The following is a 17612-nucleotide window of genomic DNA, read 5'->3' as shown; positions in this document are numbered from 1 at the left end:
TGATAATTAGCAGAGTTATAAGTCAACAACACGTATCAAGTCAAAGGAGCAGATAAACCATCTGTCTTATTTTGGTCTAATTGGATACAAATATGTTATATTGGCTTGGAATTTTTTAGAAAGGAAAATAAATGCGTTATTACTATGAAACAAATGGTCGAATCTGTACAACAGAATCCATTGACGAGTTGGTTTATTATTCATTCCCCGCTCATCTACAATCACCGGAAAAAGAAGCTCATTATAAGGCAGTTGCCCCAATTATTTACTCACCAGAATATAAGGGAACTTGTCCAGTTACGGCAGAAGAGCTCAATTTAGGCCAGGATTTTATAGATTTTATAGCAGAACATAAATTAACTTTGGCAACCAAGTATAATGGAGTTGATCTTTTATATCTCTTGTCCTTAAGCCATGAGGGCGCATTGCGTGCTGGAATTTGGACCTTAGGTTCTCAGTCCCATATGAAAGCGACTCAAATTATCAGTAACCTGTTACAATTAAAGACTGCTGATCGCGTACCGCTTATGAAAGAATCCCTAGCGGCATGGATGGCATTGTTTCTGGAGGCGAAAATTGAATTAAAAATCCAAGAGGCAGGAAGTGGCCCGGATAGTACCCGAAATATGTTGGGTCGGTTGTCTTTATATGCCTCAGCAAAAAATGATAAAGAGAATGGACCGTCTCAGAGTGAGCAAACACGATTAGAGGTTGAACAGGAACAATTTCGTTTGCTGGAAAGAGCTTATTATAAAAGAGAGCAGGAAAAGAAAGAAATAGAATCCTACAGCAATGAAGATGAGGAATACTACGTCTCACAACCGCAGTATTACTACAATTAATGATTCTATTGTAGAAAATTTCTATTGGAAAATGCTTCATGGGTTCAGGCCTTGAATGGTGAAGAAATTGGGGGTTATTTTTGCTTGCATTATTCTAGTGTGAGTAAAGGAGTCAAAAATTACGACTTCGGTTTCGAAAATTTACAATCCAAGGCCTTGCTCGTGAGGCATCGAAGTGAGAAGGACAAAGGAGTAAAGGAAACAACGATGCTGGCTCTGAAGTTAATTTAGAATTGAATGATAAAGGAATTGAAATGAAATTTGCATGTAATATAGATAAAACAGATCGGATAAACCGTACAATATTTGGTGCTGTATTGTGTCTGGCTGCGATCTTTGGAATGGGAAAGTTTTTTTATATCACATTGGGTGTTGTATTGATTTTAGAGGGCATTATCGGTTGGTGCTCTATCCCTTATTTGCTTGGGAAACTAAAGTTAAAGCGCTTAAAACGATAGATTCTCTCACAAATGTATCACTTTCTCTTCATTTGCCAGGATAAAGAAATTAAAAGGAAATTTATTGGATGCCTCAATTTAAAAATTCAAAAAATTTTACAATTTAAGGCCTGACCCGGTAAGCTAACGCAGCTTTTTATCATTGGTTATTAGTTGAAATAATACCTTGATGTTGAACATCATCCTCAAAATATTTAATAAAAAATGTTTTAGTTAGTTTTGGATTATGTTTATTTTCTCGAACAAACTCCACCTCATAGCCGCATTTTTTATAAAACTCTGGAGCTTGAAATGCACTGGTTACCAAGTTGATATTATTATAACCTTTGCCTTTGAACTTATTTTCAAGAGTTTCAAGAAGCGTGCTCCCAATTTTATGCTTTCGATAATTGGCGTGCACCCACAGATCTTCCACGTAAATTTCTGCAAAGGCAGTGTACGCGGTCAATAGCCCAACTAAATGATTCTCTTCATCTCTAGCTGCAATGTAAAATAATGCATAATTACAAACAATACCATGTTCCGCTTCCGCTGCGATATGAGCTTTTTCGACTAGGTCCAACTCAGCTTGTTTTACACCTGCCTCATAATGATAACTGATTTCGTCCATACATTTTCCGCTCTAAATTAATTTGAAAAAGAATCCCGTTAGGTTAATAAAATTGTCTGGATTTTGGAGGGGTGCTTTGTTAATGTTTTCACTTTATAGGATAAGTTTAGAAAATCAAGATCAATCGAAAATGAATTTAATATTAATCATCGCGCTTGCTATCAACATAGTGGTTCTTCTACCGGTGATCGTCGGTTTTATTTTAGACGCTCATTGGATTATCCAAGCATATGGGCCCAAAACCCCAGCAAGACAAATATTACTATCAATTTATCTAGCTATTCTGGTCTTATCTATCGCATTAATTTTAATGCCTAATTCGCAAATCATCATTACATTACTTACGATTCAAATTATTTATAAGATAACTACACCATTCACAGTGAATTCCTGGAGAAATCCAGTGGTGGTATCCAACTTAATTATTGCAATGAGTTTTCTCATTTTAATTTCTATCTTTGGGTTTCTTCTTTAATCAGATCAACGTTCTAATTTGAACAAAATTAAAAAGATTTCCTCTTTGGGGTAACGATACAATTTTAAATAAATACGCCATGGGGGCAGGCCTTGAATGGAGAGGAAATTGGGGGGTATTTTTGCTTGCTTTATTCGAGGGTGAATCAAAGCGTCAAAAAATTACGACTGCAGTTTTGAAAAGTCACAATTCAAGGCCTTCCCCCTCGCTGTGATCAAATCCCTCATCCTTTACTATTTTTAGAATCATACATTTTAGAATCGGCAAGAGTTATCATATCCTCAAGTGTTTGATGTTCTTTTTGATTGTATTCGATAATACCGACACTAAATTGAATCGGATGATCCTTGATTTTTGCAGATTCCAAGGAGTCTTTTAGGCGTTGAATGATTCCAGTGACATATTTTCGCTGTAAGCCTGAACAAAATACACAAAATTCATCACCACCCAAACGTGCAATTATATCGTAATATCGAAAGTTCTGGAGAAGAGCGTTCGCAAAAGTCTTTAAAACCTTGTCACCCTCCAAATGTCCGAATTCATCATTAATCTGCTTAAATTTATCTAAATCAAAAAATAACAGGGTAAAAACTTGATTTTCACGTTGGCATTTTTGAAACAAATAGTCGGCTAATTTTAAAAAACCTCTGCGGTTCGATAAACCGGTTAATTCATCAGTCATGGAAACCTGTAATTGCTCTAAATCCATTTCCACCATTCGCGCCAGGTCATTTACCATTTTTTGATCAATTTCCAATTTCGATCTCGGCTTGTTGTCGATTAAACAAAATACGCCCACATTGTAGCCTTTAACTTGCAAAGGACATCCTAAATAAAATCTGAAATTGGGTTTTTTTAAGACAAAAGGATTATCATAAAATCGCTCATCTTGAGCAGCATCTTCAACTACCATAATTTTATCGGAAAGAATAACATGACCACAAAAAGAAGTTTCGCGCGCAGCTTCTTTTATATTCAATCCTTGAGTAGATTTCATCCATTGGCGGTCAGCTTCAAGAAAAGATATGGCCGAAATAGGGACCTCAAAAAGTTTGCGCGCAATACGTGTTACTCGATCGAAACGCTCCTCTTTCTCCGTATCGAGGATGTGCAATTTGTAAAGCGTTGCTAAACGTTCCGCTTCATTTTTGGGTTTTTCAGGCGGAATCATTAATATTCCCTCGCTTGCAAATTTACAATATTAAGAAAAACACTTATTAAATAGTATATATCATTTATTCTGGATAAATTGAACGTGTGAGTGCTGCATTAAAAGCAGTAAGGTCATGCAAACGAAATTTGATAGTGTTTTATTCTGAGCATGCTTAAAAATGAGGGTCTTTTGATGAGATGGCACTCAAGGAAAATGAGTGCCATCTAAAAACAACTACTCTTTAGGAATTAAAACGTGATCGATAACGTGAATCACGCCATTAGACGCTTTCACATCAGCTTTGACAACCTCGGCATTATTGACAAACACTTTACCCTCTTTAACCGTTACATCAACATCTTGCCCGCTGAGTGTTTTAACCATTCCTGGCTTAATTTTATCAGAAGTAACGTCTCCACTGACGACGTGATAAAGTAAAACAGCCTTCAGCTTCTCAGGATTTGCGAGAAGGGCATCTAAATCAGCTTTTGGAACACTGGCAAAAGCCTCATTGGTTGGTGCAAAAACCGTGAAAGGTCCTTTACCCTCAAGTGCACTGACAAGCCCTGCTTTTTTAAGTAAAGAAACAAGAGTTGAAAAATCTTTATTGCCTTCAGCAACGTTAACGATTGTATCGTTTGCGCTTGCTGCGAAGCTGTAGAGGGAAATGAGTGCAACTAAGAACAACTGTTTAATTAATTTCATTTTGATATCCTTATGAGTTTTAACATCATTTGAAGATTAGACTATTTTCTGATTAAAGCAATTTCAAATAGTCCTTAAATTCAGCCTAGCTTATTTAATAAATCATAAACATTTACTCTCAGTACGAATCAAATTTTTTGATGTAACACCTCCTTATTGCAAAGTTTTTTCTAATACTTTTTTGTTGATCGATGAACATTATTTTTACCCGTTGATCTTACCTGTCATAGATTATCCACCAGCGATGGCGCACTCCTTTTGCATTTTGATGAGCTTCAGCTTGCTGTCCTGGTACCGCTCAGGATTTTTATCGACTAAAGTAACATGGCCAACCTTGCGCTTCGGCTGAGACGTTTTACCATAATCATGATAATGGGCACCTGGTATTTCCAGGCACGCTTGGATGGGGGGCATCTTGCCAAGGCAGTTGACCAAAAAGCACTTGCTCATAAGCTCCGTAAGGCCCAAAGGTAAAGCAAATACCGCACGTAAATGATTTTCAAACTGACTGGTTATTGCCCCTTCAATGGTTAGATGCCCAGAATTATGGACTCTTGGAGCAATTTCATTGACTATCAGTTCGCCCTTGTGGTGAAAAAATTCGATGGTTATGACGCCGACATAGCTTAAAGAATCCATAATCTTGCTCGCAATGTCTTGGGCTTTTTGTTGCAATAAATTATTGTCTAACGGGGCTTCGGACCACTGAAGGATGCCCTGATGATGTTGATTTCTGATGAGAGGATAAAATTGAACCTCTTCTTGCTGATTTCTCACGGCAATAAGCGATAGCTCCTCCTCAAAAGGAACAAACTGCTCCAAAATCAAATCACGAGACTGCATCAATTCCCAGGCAGTTGCTATGTCAGACTGCTCATGCAGAACATATTGTCCTTTGCCATCGTAGCCTAATCGTCTTGTTTTCAAAATGGCAGAGCTATTCCAGCTGACAAAGGCATCCTGCAGTTCCTTAAGCGTTTCAATCGCGGTAAAACGAGCCGTTTTTATTTTTAATGAGTTTAAAAATGATTTTTCCAAAAAGCGATCTTGAGTGATCTGCAGCGCTTTGGTAGAGGGATAAAATGGAACTTTTTTGGCAATGAACTCAGCACAAGCCAAGGGAATGTTTTCCGTTTCAAATGTGACGCAATCAACTTCATTACAAAACGCAGTAAGTGCTTTTTCGTCATCAAATGATGCTGAAATGAGGCGAGTTAAATGGCGCACACAAGGATTAGGATCGGGAGATAAGCATACCGTACTAATTCCTAACGAGTGGGCTGCCAAAACCAGCATTTTTGCGAGTTGCCCGCCACCTAAAATACCGAGTTTCATAATGACTCCAATTGGGGTTTGCTGTTATCAAGAACCTTTTGGGTTTGTTGCGCCCGGTATTGATTTAAGCGTTCGCAAATCTCCGGGTTATTGTTGGCAAGGATTGCGGCTGCTAAAAGAGCTGCATTAATTGCGCCTGCTTTGCCGACTGCTAATGTACCAACCGGTATCCCTGCCGGCATCTGTACTATGGAAAGCAGGGAGTCCAAGCCATCAAGTAAAGAAGAAGGTATTGGGACACCCAAAACAGGAAGTCTGGTCATTGCGGCCATCATTCCTGGAAGATGAGCCGCGCCTCCAGCACCCGCAATAATAATCTGTATTCCGCGTTTTTCCGCATTTCGTGCGTAGTCATGGAGTTTGTCTGGTGTCCGATGTGCCGATACAATGTCTGCGTCAAAGGAAATCTTCAAGCCCTTTAGTGTTTTTGCGCTCTCAGAGAGTATCGGCCAATCACTTTGAGAGCCCATAATGATGCCAACTAAAGGTTTTTCTTGCATTTCAATATACTCCTAATCGGGTTACTTTTTTTAAGGGTTACAATAATCACAATATTGCGGCTCAGCTGCTTCTAACCCGTCTTTCCTGGGGTGAGTCTCCCGATAATCACATTGAATGCAGCCCCAAACTTCGTGCAGGTAGAAGGAGGTCGGGGATGTGCAATCATTGCAAGGAAGACTGCCTGAGGTTTCTTTAAACCCAAAACCAGGAGCACCACAATTGGGGCAACAACATTGAATTCGATGAGCTAGTTTTTCTGCGAGTTCAGAAATCGCCTGCATCCTCAAGGGATTCATCATGGCTCTCATATCCGTTGCAAGAAAGAGTTCATTTTCTTGTTGGAAGCCAAGAGACAATGCGGTCTCGAGGGCCTCCTTGTCTCTGATTCCTTTGGCAATAACCGCTTTATCTTTGTTGGTTTGCAGGGTTAGAGCATGCTCGGGAAAACCGGCTTTTACTAAAAATTCGTCAAGCTCTGTTTTTGGGGTTATGGTCATCATACGATAGTTTGTTTTGGTTGTTGTCAATTGCTCTGCAATCACCCAATTGTTTTTGAGATCTAAAAATACCATGATTTCATGGTCGCTGGGAATAAAGGGAAATGCAGGATGCGGACCAAAACTTCCTTCACTCGCAATTGCTAATTCATAACCGTAGTGCTCTGCAGCACGTTTTGCTTTTAAAATACAGGTATCATAGGGGCTTAATGTCCTTGCTATTTCACCAGTAAAAGTCCCAAATTGGTCGGTATCGAAATCATGTACATCCAATGTGCACGAGAGTGTATCAAAAAAAGCTTTGGCAATTGCTTTTTCTTTCTCATGTTTTGAGGCCAGCAAAACCGACTGATTGCGATAGTGCATGATCAGGCTCCAGTGATGGAATGGAAATAATCCATACGTGCCACATCAACATCGGAAACAAACATGACCCCCGAATTCTGCTGAAATAAGGTTTTCATTCCTAATGCAAGGGTTGCTATGACTTCTTCCGGAGCTACGGCAAGAAACATAATCAGCGACGCTCGGTCGTTGAATAATATTTTTCCTTCATGAAATCCATTATGGCCTTTACCTGAAATGTTGCGAAACAGGGTAAACCCTGTGACTTTTGCCTCTTCCATCATCGAACTGATGAGCTGTTCATGCTCACCAGATACGATTATTTCTATTTTTTTCATAGGGTGGAGGTTAATGCCAATATCCTTTCTTTCTTGAACTTTAATCACCTTCATTTTTTTCTCCTCATTAGCGAGCTAAAATCCAACTGCCATTTTGATTCAGTTTGTAGGCTTGACCATCACTTGGTTCAATGATGATAAGATGAACCCATTCATTGAAGAACAATGTTTTTAAAATCGCTTGACGCTCAATGATGCTTGAGACGAGCGCTTTGGGTGCATGGACTACAGTCAACAGGCGTTGTGGCTGATGGTAAGGGGTTTCATCACTTCTCATCACGGATTGCAAAGGAAGTCCATGCATTAAATCACTGCCATTGCCCTGCATGATACCCATTTTGCCCGTGACATTGTGAGTGATTTTGCTGCCACTGCCGTAAGCAACATTATCAAGGGTTGAAAATAAATATTGGGTATTAATCCATTGAGCAACCACCATGGGTGCGGTGAGGATTGTTTCCAGGAAACTTCCTTCGGGGTCTTGTTCCCAGTCATAGGAATGTAAAAAGCATCGACCATCAAGATTGATATTTTTAGTTAAAGAACGGGGCGCCACAATAAAAGCAGCATTGCGGGCAAGACCCCATTCAGGGCGTGTTTCAGACCAATCCTGACTTCTTCGCAGAATGTCTTGTTCTGCATGTTTTGAATTTAATTTGCGACCCCGTTCCAGATTATTGCTCGATTTTGCTTCCTCCAAATCGGCAAGTAACTGATTGAGCAGCGCTGGATAAATGACCTTACTTGATTTTAGGTTATAAAGCGCAATAGAGTCGGTGGTGGTGTTGTGAAGAGCACCATAAAACACGGTATCGATTGGAATGTGAATTCCTTTATCCTCTAATCCCCTTCTTACTTCCGTTTTATTAAGAATTGCTGCCAAGAGTTTCGCGTTAATGCCTCCAGGATTCCCGCCGCAGGCACCACAATCTAGAGCCGATGCATAGGGATTATTTTCGGTGGAACTTCCATGACCGCAAAGGACAATCACTTTTGCAAAACCTGAAGAGAGCCCCATGAGGCGTAATACCGTTTCGGCATAGTCAATCTGCTCGCTTAACGCGATGCCTTGCTCCAAATTAGTCTCATTTAATTCAAACGAGGGCTCTGTATGGATTTTGGGGACAATTAAGTGATTTAGAGCTTGACTTGTTTTCTTGGTATAGTTAGGCGCTAACGATTGCAGCACCATCTTCAGGCCACACCAAGCCCCAAGGGTTTCAACCAAAGCAAAAGGGGTTGCAAAATTATATTTTAACTCTTGATAGACTTTGCCAAGAGTGGTCTTAACCGTTTTCCCCTGTTGGTGTTGCTCAATAAAGGCCTTATTTGCGGCGCTTGGTTTTTCATCGACACGATAACGGGGCTTTAATAATACCGGGCAACAATCTTTTGTTTTGCCACTCTCAAACTCTTGCACACGAATAGGTATCCCAAAAAAGCCGGCAAATCCTAAAGTTTCATAATTTCCCAGCTTCTCTATAGCCCTACGAATAGGTTCAGAGCGGACATCAATACAAAAGACCAGTTGCGCATCTGCTCTTTGAGTCTTGGTTGTCCGCTGATTGACTGCAGGTAACAAGGTCTCAAGCAATGCCTCCTCGTAGTGTTTTTCATTGCGTTTTATTTTTTTAAGCGCCTCCTGAACCAAAGAACCATCTCCTTCGCTTTTTTTTTCCAGACCCGCTTCGGGCCAGAGCAAACAGGTAATAACCAGGCGCACCGCAAGAAAGTCTGTGAGTGTAACCGGTATTTTGTCTTCTGTTGTAGGATTGTGCCAGTGGGTTTTCCATTTCACAAAACCCGCCCAACCTGGCAGATAAAGAAAGGTTTGGGTGATGAATTCTTCTGCTTTGTCTCTGGGCACATTAAGTTTTTGCAGGCAAAGAATGATTGCCTCTTCAGCAGATTCAGGCAAGCTCATTAACCATTGTTTTGTCTCTTTCTTATTCTCATGAAGTTTTTTGTCAAAACACGCGAGTTTCAAAAATCCAAAATAGAACCCTTTTTCTCGATAGGGCATTTCAATAGCACCTTGTCCGGCATCAAAGAAACCACCACACCATTTAATCATCTGCAGGTTGACGTTTTCTAAAGCGCGATTGCGGGAAACTTCCTTTCGTCGAAATCCGCCTTGTGCTAAAGCCTCTTCAAAATTTTGCGCTTCAAATCCTTGTAAGGGGTTGCATGCGATAAACGTTTCTAGCGGCCAAACCGGGGCAATCCGTTGGGCAGCGTTATCCACTAATGCACGGACTTCGAGTTTCTTATTTGGCGTTTTGACTGAAGCCGTTGTTTTCAAAGGCTGCTCATTTAATTTTTCTTTATTCGCCATTGCTTTTGCTCTGCTCATGGTTACTCCTCAGGATAATTAGTATTTATAATCAGACCGTAATGTGGTTACCGTTTTGGGGGCGGGTTGGCTTAGATTGAATAGGTTCATGTACAGCCAGCACCAGAAATTTGAATCTTTAATTTTTTTCGTAAACCCAAGGTTAAACAGCAGCCAGGGGAGTACAAGCAGAACTAAAGCAATCAGATGCAGTATTGATAGCTTGGGTAAGTAATACTGGGTTAAGTTAGGAAGAAGCGCTTCAATCAGATGAATGCTTGCTCCATATATCAATCCCGCTAAGGAAGCCATCAAAAGTCCAAGTGTCATGTTAATGATGGACAAGCGATTGTTCATTACTGTGAGCATCAGTTGTGTTCCGGCAATGAATGCAAATACCAGTAAGAATGAGGTTGCCTGCAGAGACAGGATTGGCTTATTCGTCATGAATGCAAAACCCAGCATTCCTAAGAAGCCGCCACTGCACGCAATTAAAAAGAGAAGCGGTTTGTATCCAGTGGCTTTAGGTTCATTCCTTTTTTGAGCAATCGCAGAGCCCGAATTGAGGAATAAATAAGCTTTAAATAAGCCATGCCAACATAAGTGAGCTACAGCGGCGGCAAATAATCCCAGACCGCATTGCATCATCATAAATCCCATTTGCGCTAAAGTGGAGCAAGCCAGCATTTTCTTGATGTCATGCTGCATGAGCTTCCAAAAGGTTCCTAAAAATGCTGAGAGGGTTCCCAGAATGAATACAGTCATGAGTAAGTGACTGGATGCGGCAAAGAGCGGGGCAAATTTGACAATGAGGATGCCACCGCCGTTGACAAGGCCTGCATGCATCAGCGCGGAAACCGGGGTTGGTGAATTTAAAGAGCTAATCAACCAGCGATGAAACGGCCAAATGGCTGATTGAGTTAATGCCGTGAGTGTCATCAACGTCATCGCTGGCATAAACACTGCGGAACTTACTATATCTGTCTGATTGATAGCTTGGATGGATGCAGTATCAGTGCTTAAGGTGATTAAGATAAAAGCAGCTAGCAAGCTGATACTTCCTACTAATAAGGTATTGAGGGTGAGCCGTCCTGAATTTCTTGCCGCGGTCCATTCGCTCTTGTGAACCATTAAAGCAATTAATAAGAGGTTGCTGAGTGACCAGGAGCACCAAAACAGAAAAAGGTTATCGGCAAGAACCATAACTACAGCACTAAGCGTAATCGCTGACAGGGTGCAAAAATAACGCGAATAGAGCCGGTCGCCATCCATGTACCTTAGTGAAAATCGATGAACAATAAAGCTCACCAATAAAACTAAAGTACATAATAACAGGGCTAAGGTATTCAGGCTGGTGAGTAGATAAATCATCGGCATTTCTGAAAAGCGCAAACAGCTTAACAAAATAACACCGATTACAAATCCAAAACCAATCAATGCACCGGCCCAGCGAGCAGCAGAGGCAGCTCTTTTCCTGCCACTAAAACAGTTAATGAACAGGGCGAGGGTTGGGCATGCCAGAAGCGCGCCAGATAAAAAAAGTATTATTGTATTCACAGCATTCCTCATTAGAAAATGTTTTGCTACAATGGAAATATATAAGATAAACTTATATTAGTAAAATTAATAATTTTTATATCTTTGATTAGGATTTCTAATGAGCCTTGATACCGTAACCTTGCAATGCTTTTTGGCGGTTGCAGAAACCAGAAGTTTTACAAAAGCAGCCGTTCGGATTGGACGCACTCAATCCGCAGTGAGTCAGCAGATTGCAAAACTGGAGCAGTTGATTGAAAAACCCTTAATTCTTCGCGGACGCGAGCTGTCGCTAACCCCTGATGGCGAGCTTTTTTTAGGTTATGCCAAAAGAATTTATGAACTGCATCGCGAATCACTTGACCGATTCAAGGCCCCAGAACTCCATGGGGAACTTCGATTTGGTTTGCCTGAGGATTTTGCGTCAATGTTTTTATCGGATGTGTTGGTGGAGTTTTCACGACTGCATCCACGGGTGATGCTGAATGTTGAGTGTGAACTGACTCTTAATTTAATCGAACGTTTTAACCACGGCGATTTTGATTTGATATTGATTAAAACAAATCAAAGAAATCAAATTGCTGAGGGTGTCGATGTGTGGAATGAGTCAGTCGATTGGGTGGGGAAGAGAGAGCTTCTCACTCAACTCAATAAAAACACACCAATTCCGCTGGTGCTCTCACCAACACCTTGTGTTTATCGTGGAAACGTGATTGATTCTCTAGAGAGTCACCATTTAAACTGGCGTCTTGTGTTCAGTAGTCAAAGCTACACTGGGAAAATGGCTGCAGTGCGCGCAGGGTTAGGCATTACTGCCATACAACGCAGCATGATTCCTAATGATCTTGACCGACTTGATGAGGATTTTTTACCTAAATTAAACGATATTCATGTATCCTTGCTAAAAAAGAAAGAGCACAATAAGGCAATCGAGTCCCTTGAGTTTTTTTTATTGAAAAAATTAAAACACTAGTTTTTTACGATTAAAAAAGGATAATAAGTAAAGAAATGAATTCAATTACTGATGTTTTAGATAGACCCACCCTGATATCGATTGCACTCATTAGCTTAATAGCAAGCTTATTCACATTAAGCATTCCGATTGCAGCACAGACATTAATCAATTTAATTGCTTTTGGCAAATTAATGCAGCCTGTATTGACCTTGAGTCTGATTGTGTTCATCTTAATGGCGGCACTGGGGGCCTTAAATGTTTGGCAAACTGTAATTCTTGAAGTCATTCAGCAAAAATTGATGGTGAAAATAAGTCTAAACCTCACCAATCATTTTACCCGTCTGTCGCTTGATAGTTTTTCAACGCATCATGGTCCTGAACTGGTCAATCGTTTTTTTGAAGTGGCTACCATCAATAAATCACTTGCCAGCCTTTTGCTTTATGGGGTTAATTTAGGATTACAGCTTTTTTTGGGGTTGTTACTTCTCCTCATTTATCATCCCCTATTTATCATTTTTGACGTAGCTATTATTCTTAGTATCTTGTTAATTATTTTTATCCCCTTTCGTAAAGGATTAGAAAGTGCAAAAAAAGAATGCGCCGAAAAGCATCAAGTGGGTGCCTGGCTTGAAGAACTTCTAATCAATCGATTTTTATTTCGATTTAGTAATTATAATCACTACGCCACATTACAATCCGACAAGCATTTGGTGTCTTTTTTAAATGCAAGAAAGACTCATTTTAAACAACTGATTAAGCATCAAATTGGTTTTTATCTGCTGGCTGCGTTTTCAAGTAGCCTCCTTTTAGGATTAGGAGGATATCTTGTGATTAAAAATCAATTGAGTTTAGGACAACTGGTAGCTGCTGAAATTGTGCTTGGTGCATTGATTTATGCATTTAAGCGCTTTGGTGTTCTTCTTGAGAATTATTACGATTTAATTGCCTCCAAGAATAAGATTGATGTAGTCCTCAATTTACCCTTGGAAGAAATTAAAATCGATCTGAATGCTTTATTTGTGCCAATCCAAACCATAGAAATAAAATTCGCCAATAAACGTCACGCAATTGCCTCTTTGAATAATCCTCTTTTTGTTTACTCTCAAGATGCACAGAATTGCAAAACATTTTCTGAATCACTGCTGGGATTTGGAAAAAAATATGATATGCACGTTCAAGTTAATCAACAACTATGCAATGAAAAGCATCGAGCAGCACTTCGACAATACAGTTTATTGTTACGAAGACCTGAATGGTTTGTAGGCACCATTTATGACAACTTAGTACTAAACCATAAGAGTATCTCTCCTAAACAGGTGATGGAGCAGCTCAATCATTTCGGACTTTCTGAAAAAATAGTACATCAACCTTTAGGTTTAAAAGCGGTAATATATGATTGGCAAAATGAATTTACAGAATTTGAGCTGATTGCACTCATGATAGTACGAATTATTTTGCTTGAGCCTCAATTACTGATTATTGACCGTACGTTTGATGGATTGGAACGCGATAAAATTGACTTGCTCATGGGACCATTGCTGAACCTAAAAAATACCCTGATGATTTTAGTTAGCCAAACTCATGAATTTACAGAAATATCAAATTACGCGGTGCTTCCATGAAATTACATGCCTATACGATGATTGCCAAACTTCCCAAGCCCCAAAGAATCGCCAAAATCATTGTTCTTATTGCATTGATTCTCATTTTGTTTTTAATTTTTACTCCATGGCAACAGTTTGCCCTTGGCAATGGAAAGGTGATTGCTTATTCCCCGACTGAACGACTTCATACATTGAACTCACCAATCAATGGACGCATTAAAAAATGGTATGTTGATGAGGGAATGAAGGTAGAGCCTGGCGATCTTATCGTTGAAATCAGCGATATTGATCCTCAATTATTGAAGCGATTGGAATTAGAAAAAAAAGCTATCGAACTGCGCATACAGGCAGCGCAGCAATCCATAATCGCCGGAAAAGCCAATCTAGAGCGTCAAAAAAGATTGTATCAGCAAGGAATTAATTCAAAGCGTCAGTTTGAATTGGCACAAATTGAATACTCGAAATACCAAAGTGAGTTAGCGCAGGCAAATATTGATCTAGTCGATGTTGATGTGCGCATCGCCCGTCAGCAAACACAACTTATCAAAGCACATGTGGCGGGAGTAATTTTTAAACGGTTGACCGGTCAAGAGAGTGTCGTTATTAAAGCAGGAGATGTTTTGGCGCAAATTATTCCCGACACCCAATCGCGCGCGGTGGAGTTATGGATTGATGGCAATGATATTCCGTTTGTTCAACTTCATCAAAAAGCTCGATTACAGTTTGAAGGATGGCCTGCAATCCAATTTAGAGGTTGGCCAGAAATTGCTGTAGGTACCTTTGGTGGTACGGTAGCTTTTATAGATCCCACCGACAATGGCATGGGGTTATTTCGTGCGGTCATTGTCCCGGATGAGCCTTGGCCTCAACCTCGATTTTTAAGGCAAGGTGTGCGTGTTCATGGTTGGGTTCAATTAGGCCAAGTCCCATTATGGTATGAATTGTGGCGCCAATTCAATGGCTTTCCGCCCGAAAGTACTCCAGAAAAGAATTCGTTAAGTACTCCAGGGAAGAATCCGTCATGATTCGATTTTTTACTCATACTGGTCTTAAATATCAGCTCATTTTAGGTTTGATGTGTTGTCTTCCCTCGGTTGTCAGTGTGGCTAGTGAAGACCATCAATTAACCCTGGATAAGGTGCTTCAGAGCGTTACTCAGTATTATCCCAAAATTAAAATAGCACGTTTGGAAATTACAAAGGCTCAAGGCGCACATTTGAGTGCATTGGGAAAGTTCGACCCCTCTCTTGATGCAAGCACTCGATCTCAGCCAGCAGGTGGTTATATTAATAATTATGGAGATGCCCAGATTAGTGTTCCTACTTTTTATAATGGAGTCCAATTATTTGCTGGGTATCGAAATGGAAATGGGGACTGGCCTATCTATTATCAAAATTATCTAACGAATTCAGGTGGAGAATACCGAGCCGGCTTATCATTACCTTTACTTCGAGATCGATTGATTGATAAGGAGCGAACCGATTTATTAACCACCGCTGAGTCCATTGAGTTGAAAAAACACGACATGGAAGCAATAAAAATTAAGATATATCAGGAGACGATTAAAGCCTATTGGCAATGGGTAGAAGCAGGGTGGCAATTAAAAACCTTTAGAGAGTTATTAAAATTAGCGCGAAAGCGACAAGTTGCCATTGAACAGCAAGCAAATCAGGGCGATCTCGCGCGACTTGCAATCACTGAAAACACACAACAAATAGTCCAAAGAGAGCAGTTGCTTAATCAAGGGAGAATGATATTCGAACAAGCTGCAATCAATTTATCTTTGTATTATCGAGATGAACGAGGGAACCCCAAAATTCCATCGGAACAAAGTCTGCCTTCCCAGAGTTGGATGCAGCCACGTCAATCAGCCCAAGGTTTCCCCCAGTTAGTTCGCCATCCTGCATTACAGAAGCTGCGAAACTACTCAAAAATAATAAGACTTAAGCGTGATTTAGCGAGAAATGAGTTGCTCCCTAATTTGGATGCTACGGCATCTACTTTTAAGCAAAACGGCAGTGGCGGATATCCTGCGTTAATTCCTCAGGCAGCTTTTATCGGCGTTTCGTTCAAATTTCCTGTATTACGACGAGAAGCCAAAGGAAAATTAATTCGTACCCAAAGTGAGCTGGAGCAAATACGAGCGGAAAAAAAGTTTACGTATGAGCAGCTTAGAAATGAACTTACCAATCTTTATATTGGGATTAGAAGAATGCGTCAACAAGTCGCTTTCTTAAAAAAAGAATACTCTTTGGCACTAAAGGTGCAGCAGGGAGAGACAAAAAAATTCACTGAAGGGGATAGTACTTTGTTCCTTGTGAATCAACGAGAGCAATTAACTACCCAGGTGAAACTTAATTGGATAAATGCCCAAGTGCAACAGGAAGTGTTAAAAGATTTGGTACGTTTCTTTTCCTCAACGAATTTGGAAAAGTAAAATCGAAAATACAAGAAGCAGTCGATATGCATCATTTTGCTCGAATCATGAGTCAATTTTTACCAGAGCAGAGAAGAATGCATCCCGTAGTGAGCGAAGTGACTGAGAAAATTAGTGAGCACAGCAGCAAAGCAGTGGTTATTTAAATCACCTCGAAAAATCATCATCAAAGGCTCACAAGGGCGTGTATGACCTTGTAGTAATTGCCACATGGGTTTAGGTGGTGAACTAATCCTCCTTAGGATAGAGGATATACCAACGCCAACGATCTCACAATCAGAGTGAATACTGTAAAAGTAATGCAGACGAACAGTGCAAAAGCCTTTTTCAAATAGGGCATCAGGTAGGGGTCACTCCGAACAGCGTTGCCTATCTTTATTCCATGCAGATCAAATCCTATACATTTGCTTTTTATTTTTGTATAATTATTACAAAACTTTACTTAAATGATACATTTCAAGGGGTGATTTTAGAATGAGTCATTATTTATATGTTCCTTTTAAAAAGAGAGCAGTTCCGCCAAATCTAAAAAAAATCATCGAAGAATGGTTATTATTAGAAGCAAAGCAAAATCATGAGGTTATAGTCTGTTACCATGGTGAGAAAAAATTAAGCCAATTACCGAACAACAGCAAAGTTTCTGTACTATTCCCGGGTAAGCCTGGTAAAAAGTCGCTCCTTCAGGGGCTTGAACAGGTAAAAACTGAAACCTTAAGGTTTTTTGAAAATTTGTCTTTGCACCTAAGGGTCACTGATGAAAGTAAAAATTCAATTTTAGTCCCTGAAGTCGCTGATAAAATGAAAGAAGATGGTTTGCTGGATGACTTTAAAGGGAGTCTACAGATTAATCTTATTTATCTTGATGCCAACAAAAAAGAAGCATCCATCATGACTCACTCATTTTTAGACTCGCTCAAAAAATATCAAGAACATGAAAACGGAGCAATTAGGCTTCAAACTCTCTCCAACAACCTACCAGAAAAATCAAATTTCCAGCAAACGGGCCGCACAAAAAAAACGAAATTAGAGCTATTTAGAGAGCAAGCACAACACGGAGAGTGCTTTATGTATAACAGCAAAGAGAATTATCCTAAACTGTCAGTTGGTGAAATCGCTTCGGTTATTAAAGATTATTATCAGTATAAATCATCAAGATGCTGTGGTTTATCCGGCCTATTGGGCTTAAATTGGTTTTTTTCTAGCACTGCAAGCTCGGAAGCTATGAAGTATCTTAGGGATAAAAAAATATCGGATACTGAGCGATTTGCTTACGCTTCTCGTTTCATAAAATACTATAAGGAAAGCCATTTATCCCAGCTTCTTGCGCCAGCACTTGAAAAAGGATTAAAACAACACCACGCCAATTGGGATGTTGAGTCCGTTCCCTCGAGTGAATTACAGTTGTAGCATTATGGACTTTCGTTGTTTATAGGGCGTTATGGAGAAAAATTATAGGCTATGGAAGTCGCATTGGTCCATTTCTGAATGT

17 protein-coding genes are annotated in these 17612 nt (G+C 40.0%); 8 read left to right on the top strand and 9 right to left on the bottom strand.

The window, feature by feature from the left end:
* Positions 1-131 precede the first annotated feature (131 nt).
* Together OQJ13_RS07870 and OQJ13_RS07865 are read left to right on the top strand one after the other, a co-directional pair.
* The gene (locus OQJ13_RS07870) at positions 132-842 is read left to right on the top strand and encodes a hypothetical protein (RefSeq protein WP_265710329.1); all 711 of its coding nucleotides are present in this window, start codon (positions 132-134) and stop codon (positions 840-842) included.
* Positions 843-1096: 254 nt separating this feature from the next.
* The gene (locus tag OQJ13_RS07865; protein WP_265710328.1) at positions 1097-1300 is read left to right on the top strand and encodes a DUF2892 domain-containing protein; all 204 of its coding nucleotides are present in this window, start codon (positions 1097-1099) and stop codon (positions 1298-1300) included.
* Between the two features lie 139 nt (positions 1301-1439).
* On the opposite strand, the gene OQJ13_RS07860 is transcribed toward OQJ13_RS07865, so the two are convergent.
* On the bottom strand, positions 1440-1910 hold the full coding sequence (locus OQJ13_RS07860) for a GNAT family N-acetyltransferase (protein WP_265710327.1): 471 nt from the start codon (positions 1908-1910) through the stop codon (positions 1440-1442).
* 130 nt (positions 1911-2040) lie between these two features.
* Here OQJ13_RS07860 and OQJ13_RS07855 point away from each other — a divergent pair, with 130 nt between their 5' ends.
* The gene (locus tag OQJ13_RS07855; protein WP_265710326.1) at positions 2041-2385 is read left to right on the top strand and encodes a hypothetical protein; all 345 of its coding nucleotides are present in this window, start codon (positions 2041-2043) and stop codon (positions 2383-2385) included.
* Positions 2386-2608: 223 nt separating this feature from the next.
* Here the strand turns inward: OQJ13_RS07855 and OQJ13_RS07850 are convergent, their stop codons facing one another.
* The 8 genes from OQJ13_RS07850 to OQJ13_RS07815 form a co-directional block, all read right to left on the bottom strand.
* A complete protein-coding gene (locus OQJ13_RS07850; protein WP_265710325.1) occupies positions 2609-3556 on the bottom strand; it encodes a sensor domain-containing diguanylate cyclase in 948 nt (315 codons plus the stop codon).
* 216 nt (positions 3557-3772) lie between these two features.
* A complete protein-coding gene (locus OQJ13_RS07845) occupies positions 3773-4243 on the bottom strand; it encodes a fasciclin domain-containing protein (protein ID WP_265710324.1) in 471 nt (156 codons plus the stop codon).
* A gap of 231 nt (positions 4244-4474) precedes the next feature.
* On the bottom strand, positions 4475-5578 hold the full coding sequence (locus OQJ13_RS07840; protein ID WP_265710323.1) for a 5-(carboxyamino)imidazole ribonucleotide synthase: 1104 nt from the start codon (positions 5576-5578) through the stop codon (positions 4475-4477).
* On the bottom strand, positions 5575-6078 hold the full coding sequence (gene purE / locus OQJ13_RS07835) for a 5-(carboxyamino)imidazole ribonucleotide mutase (protein ID WP_265710322.1): 504 nt from the start codon (positions 6076-6078) through the stop codon (positions 5575-5577). The genes OQJ13_RS07840 and purE overlap by 4 nt, the downstream gene beginning before the upstream one ends.
* A 30-nt stretch (positions 6079-6108) precedes the next feature.
* A complete protein-coding gene (locus tag OQJ13_RS07830) occupies positions 6109-6942 on the bottom strand; it encodes a DUF6671 family protein (RefSeq protein WP_265710321.1) in 834 nt (277 codons plus the stop codon).
* A 2-nt stretch (positions 6943-6944) separates the two neighbouring features.
* Positions 6945-7313, bottom strand: coding sequence for a P-II family nitrogen regulator (locus tag OQJ13_RS07825; protein WP_058476080.1), 369 nt, complete (start codon positions 7311-7313; stop codon positions 6945-6947).
* A 13-nt stretch (positions 7314-7326) separates the two neighbouring features.
* The gene (locus OQJ13_RS07820; protein ID WP_265710320.1) at positions 7327-9612 is read right to left on the bottom strand and encodes a DUF2309 domain-containing protein; all 2286 of its coding nucleotides are present in this window, start codon (positions 9610-9612) and stop codon (positions 7327-7329) included.
* Between the two features lie 18 nt (positions 9613-9630).
* Complete coding sequence (locus OQJ13_RS07815) at positions 9631-11148, bottom strand: proton-conducting transporter membrane subunit (RefSeq protein WP_265710319.1); 1518 nt, start codon at positions 11146-11148, stop codon at positions 9631-9633.
* 100 nt (positions 11149-11248) lie between these two features.
* Here OQJ13_RS07815 and OQJ13_RS07810 point away from each other — a divergent pair, with 100 nt between their 5' ends.
* From OQJ13_RS07810 to OQJ13_RS07790, 5 genes are all read left to right on the top strand, one after another.
* The gene (locus OQJ13_RS07810) at positions 11249-12100 is read left to right on the top strand and encodes a LysR substrate-binding domain-containing protein (protein ID WP_265710318.1); all 852 of its coding nucleotides are present in this window, start codon (positions 11249-11251) and stop codon (positions 12098-12100) included.
* Between the two features lie 35 nt (positions 12101-12135).
* Positions 12136-13704: an ABC transporter transmembrane domain-containing protein gene (locus OQJ13_RS07805; protein ID WP_265710317.1), complete on the top strand. Its 1569-nt coding sequence runs from the start codon at positions 12136-12138 to the stop codon at positions 13702-13704.
* A complete protein-coding gene (locus tag OQJ13_RS07800) occupies positions 13701-14711 on the top strand; it encodes an HlyD family secretion protein (protein WP_265710316.1) in 1011 nt (336 codons plus the stop codon). Before OQJ13_RS07805 ends, OQJ13_RS07800 begins: the two co-directional genes overlap by 4 nt.
* Before the next feature lie 50 nt (positions 14712-14761).
* Positions 14762-16123, top strand: a complete 1362-nt coding sequence (locus OQJ13_RS07795; RefSeq protein ID WP_265711909.1) for a TolC family protein — start codon at positions 14762-14764, stop codon at positions 16121-16123.
* 474 nt (positions 16124-16597) lie between these two features.
* Positions 16598-17530: a hypothetical protein gene (locus OQJ13_RS07790; protein ID WP_265710315.1), complete on the top strand. Its 933-nt coding sequence runs from the start codon at positions 16598-16600 to the stop codon at positions 17528-17530.
* Positions 17531-17612: the final 82 nt, after the last annotated feature.

The organism is Legionella sp. PATHC035, assembly GCF_026191115.1.
In the GTDB taxonomy this organism is placed as follows: Bacteria; Pseudomonadota; Gammaproteobacteria; order Legionellales; family Legionellaceae; genus Legionella.
The sequence above is the reverse complement of the archived record's forward strand: the minus strand, read 5'-3'. Positions and strand labels throughout refer to the sequence as shown.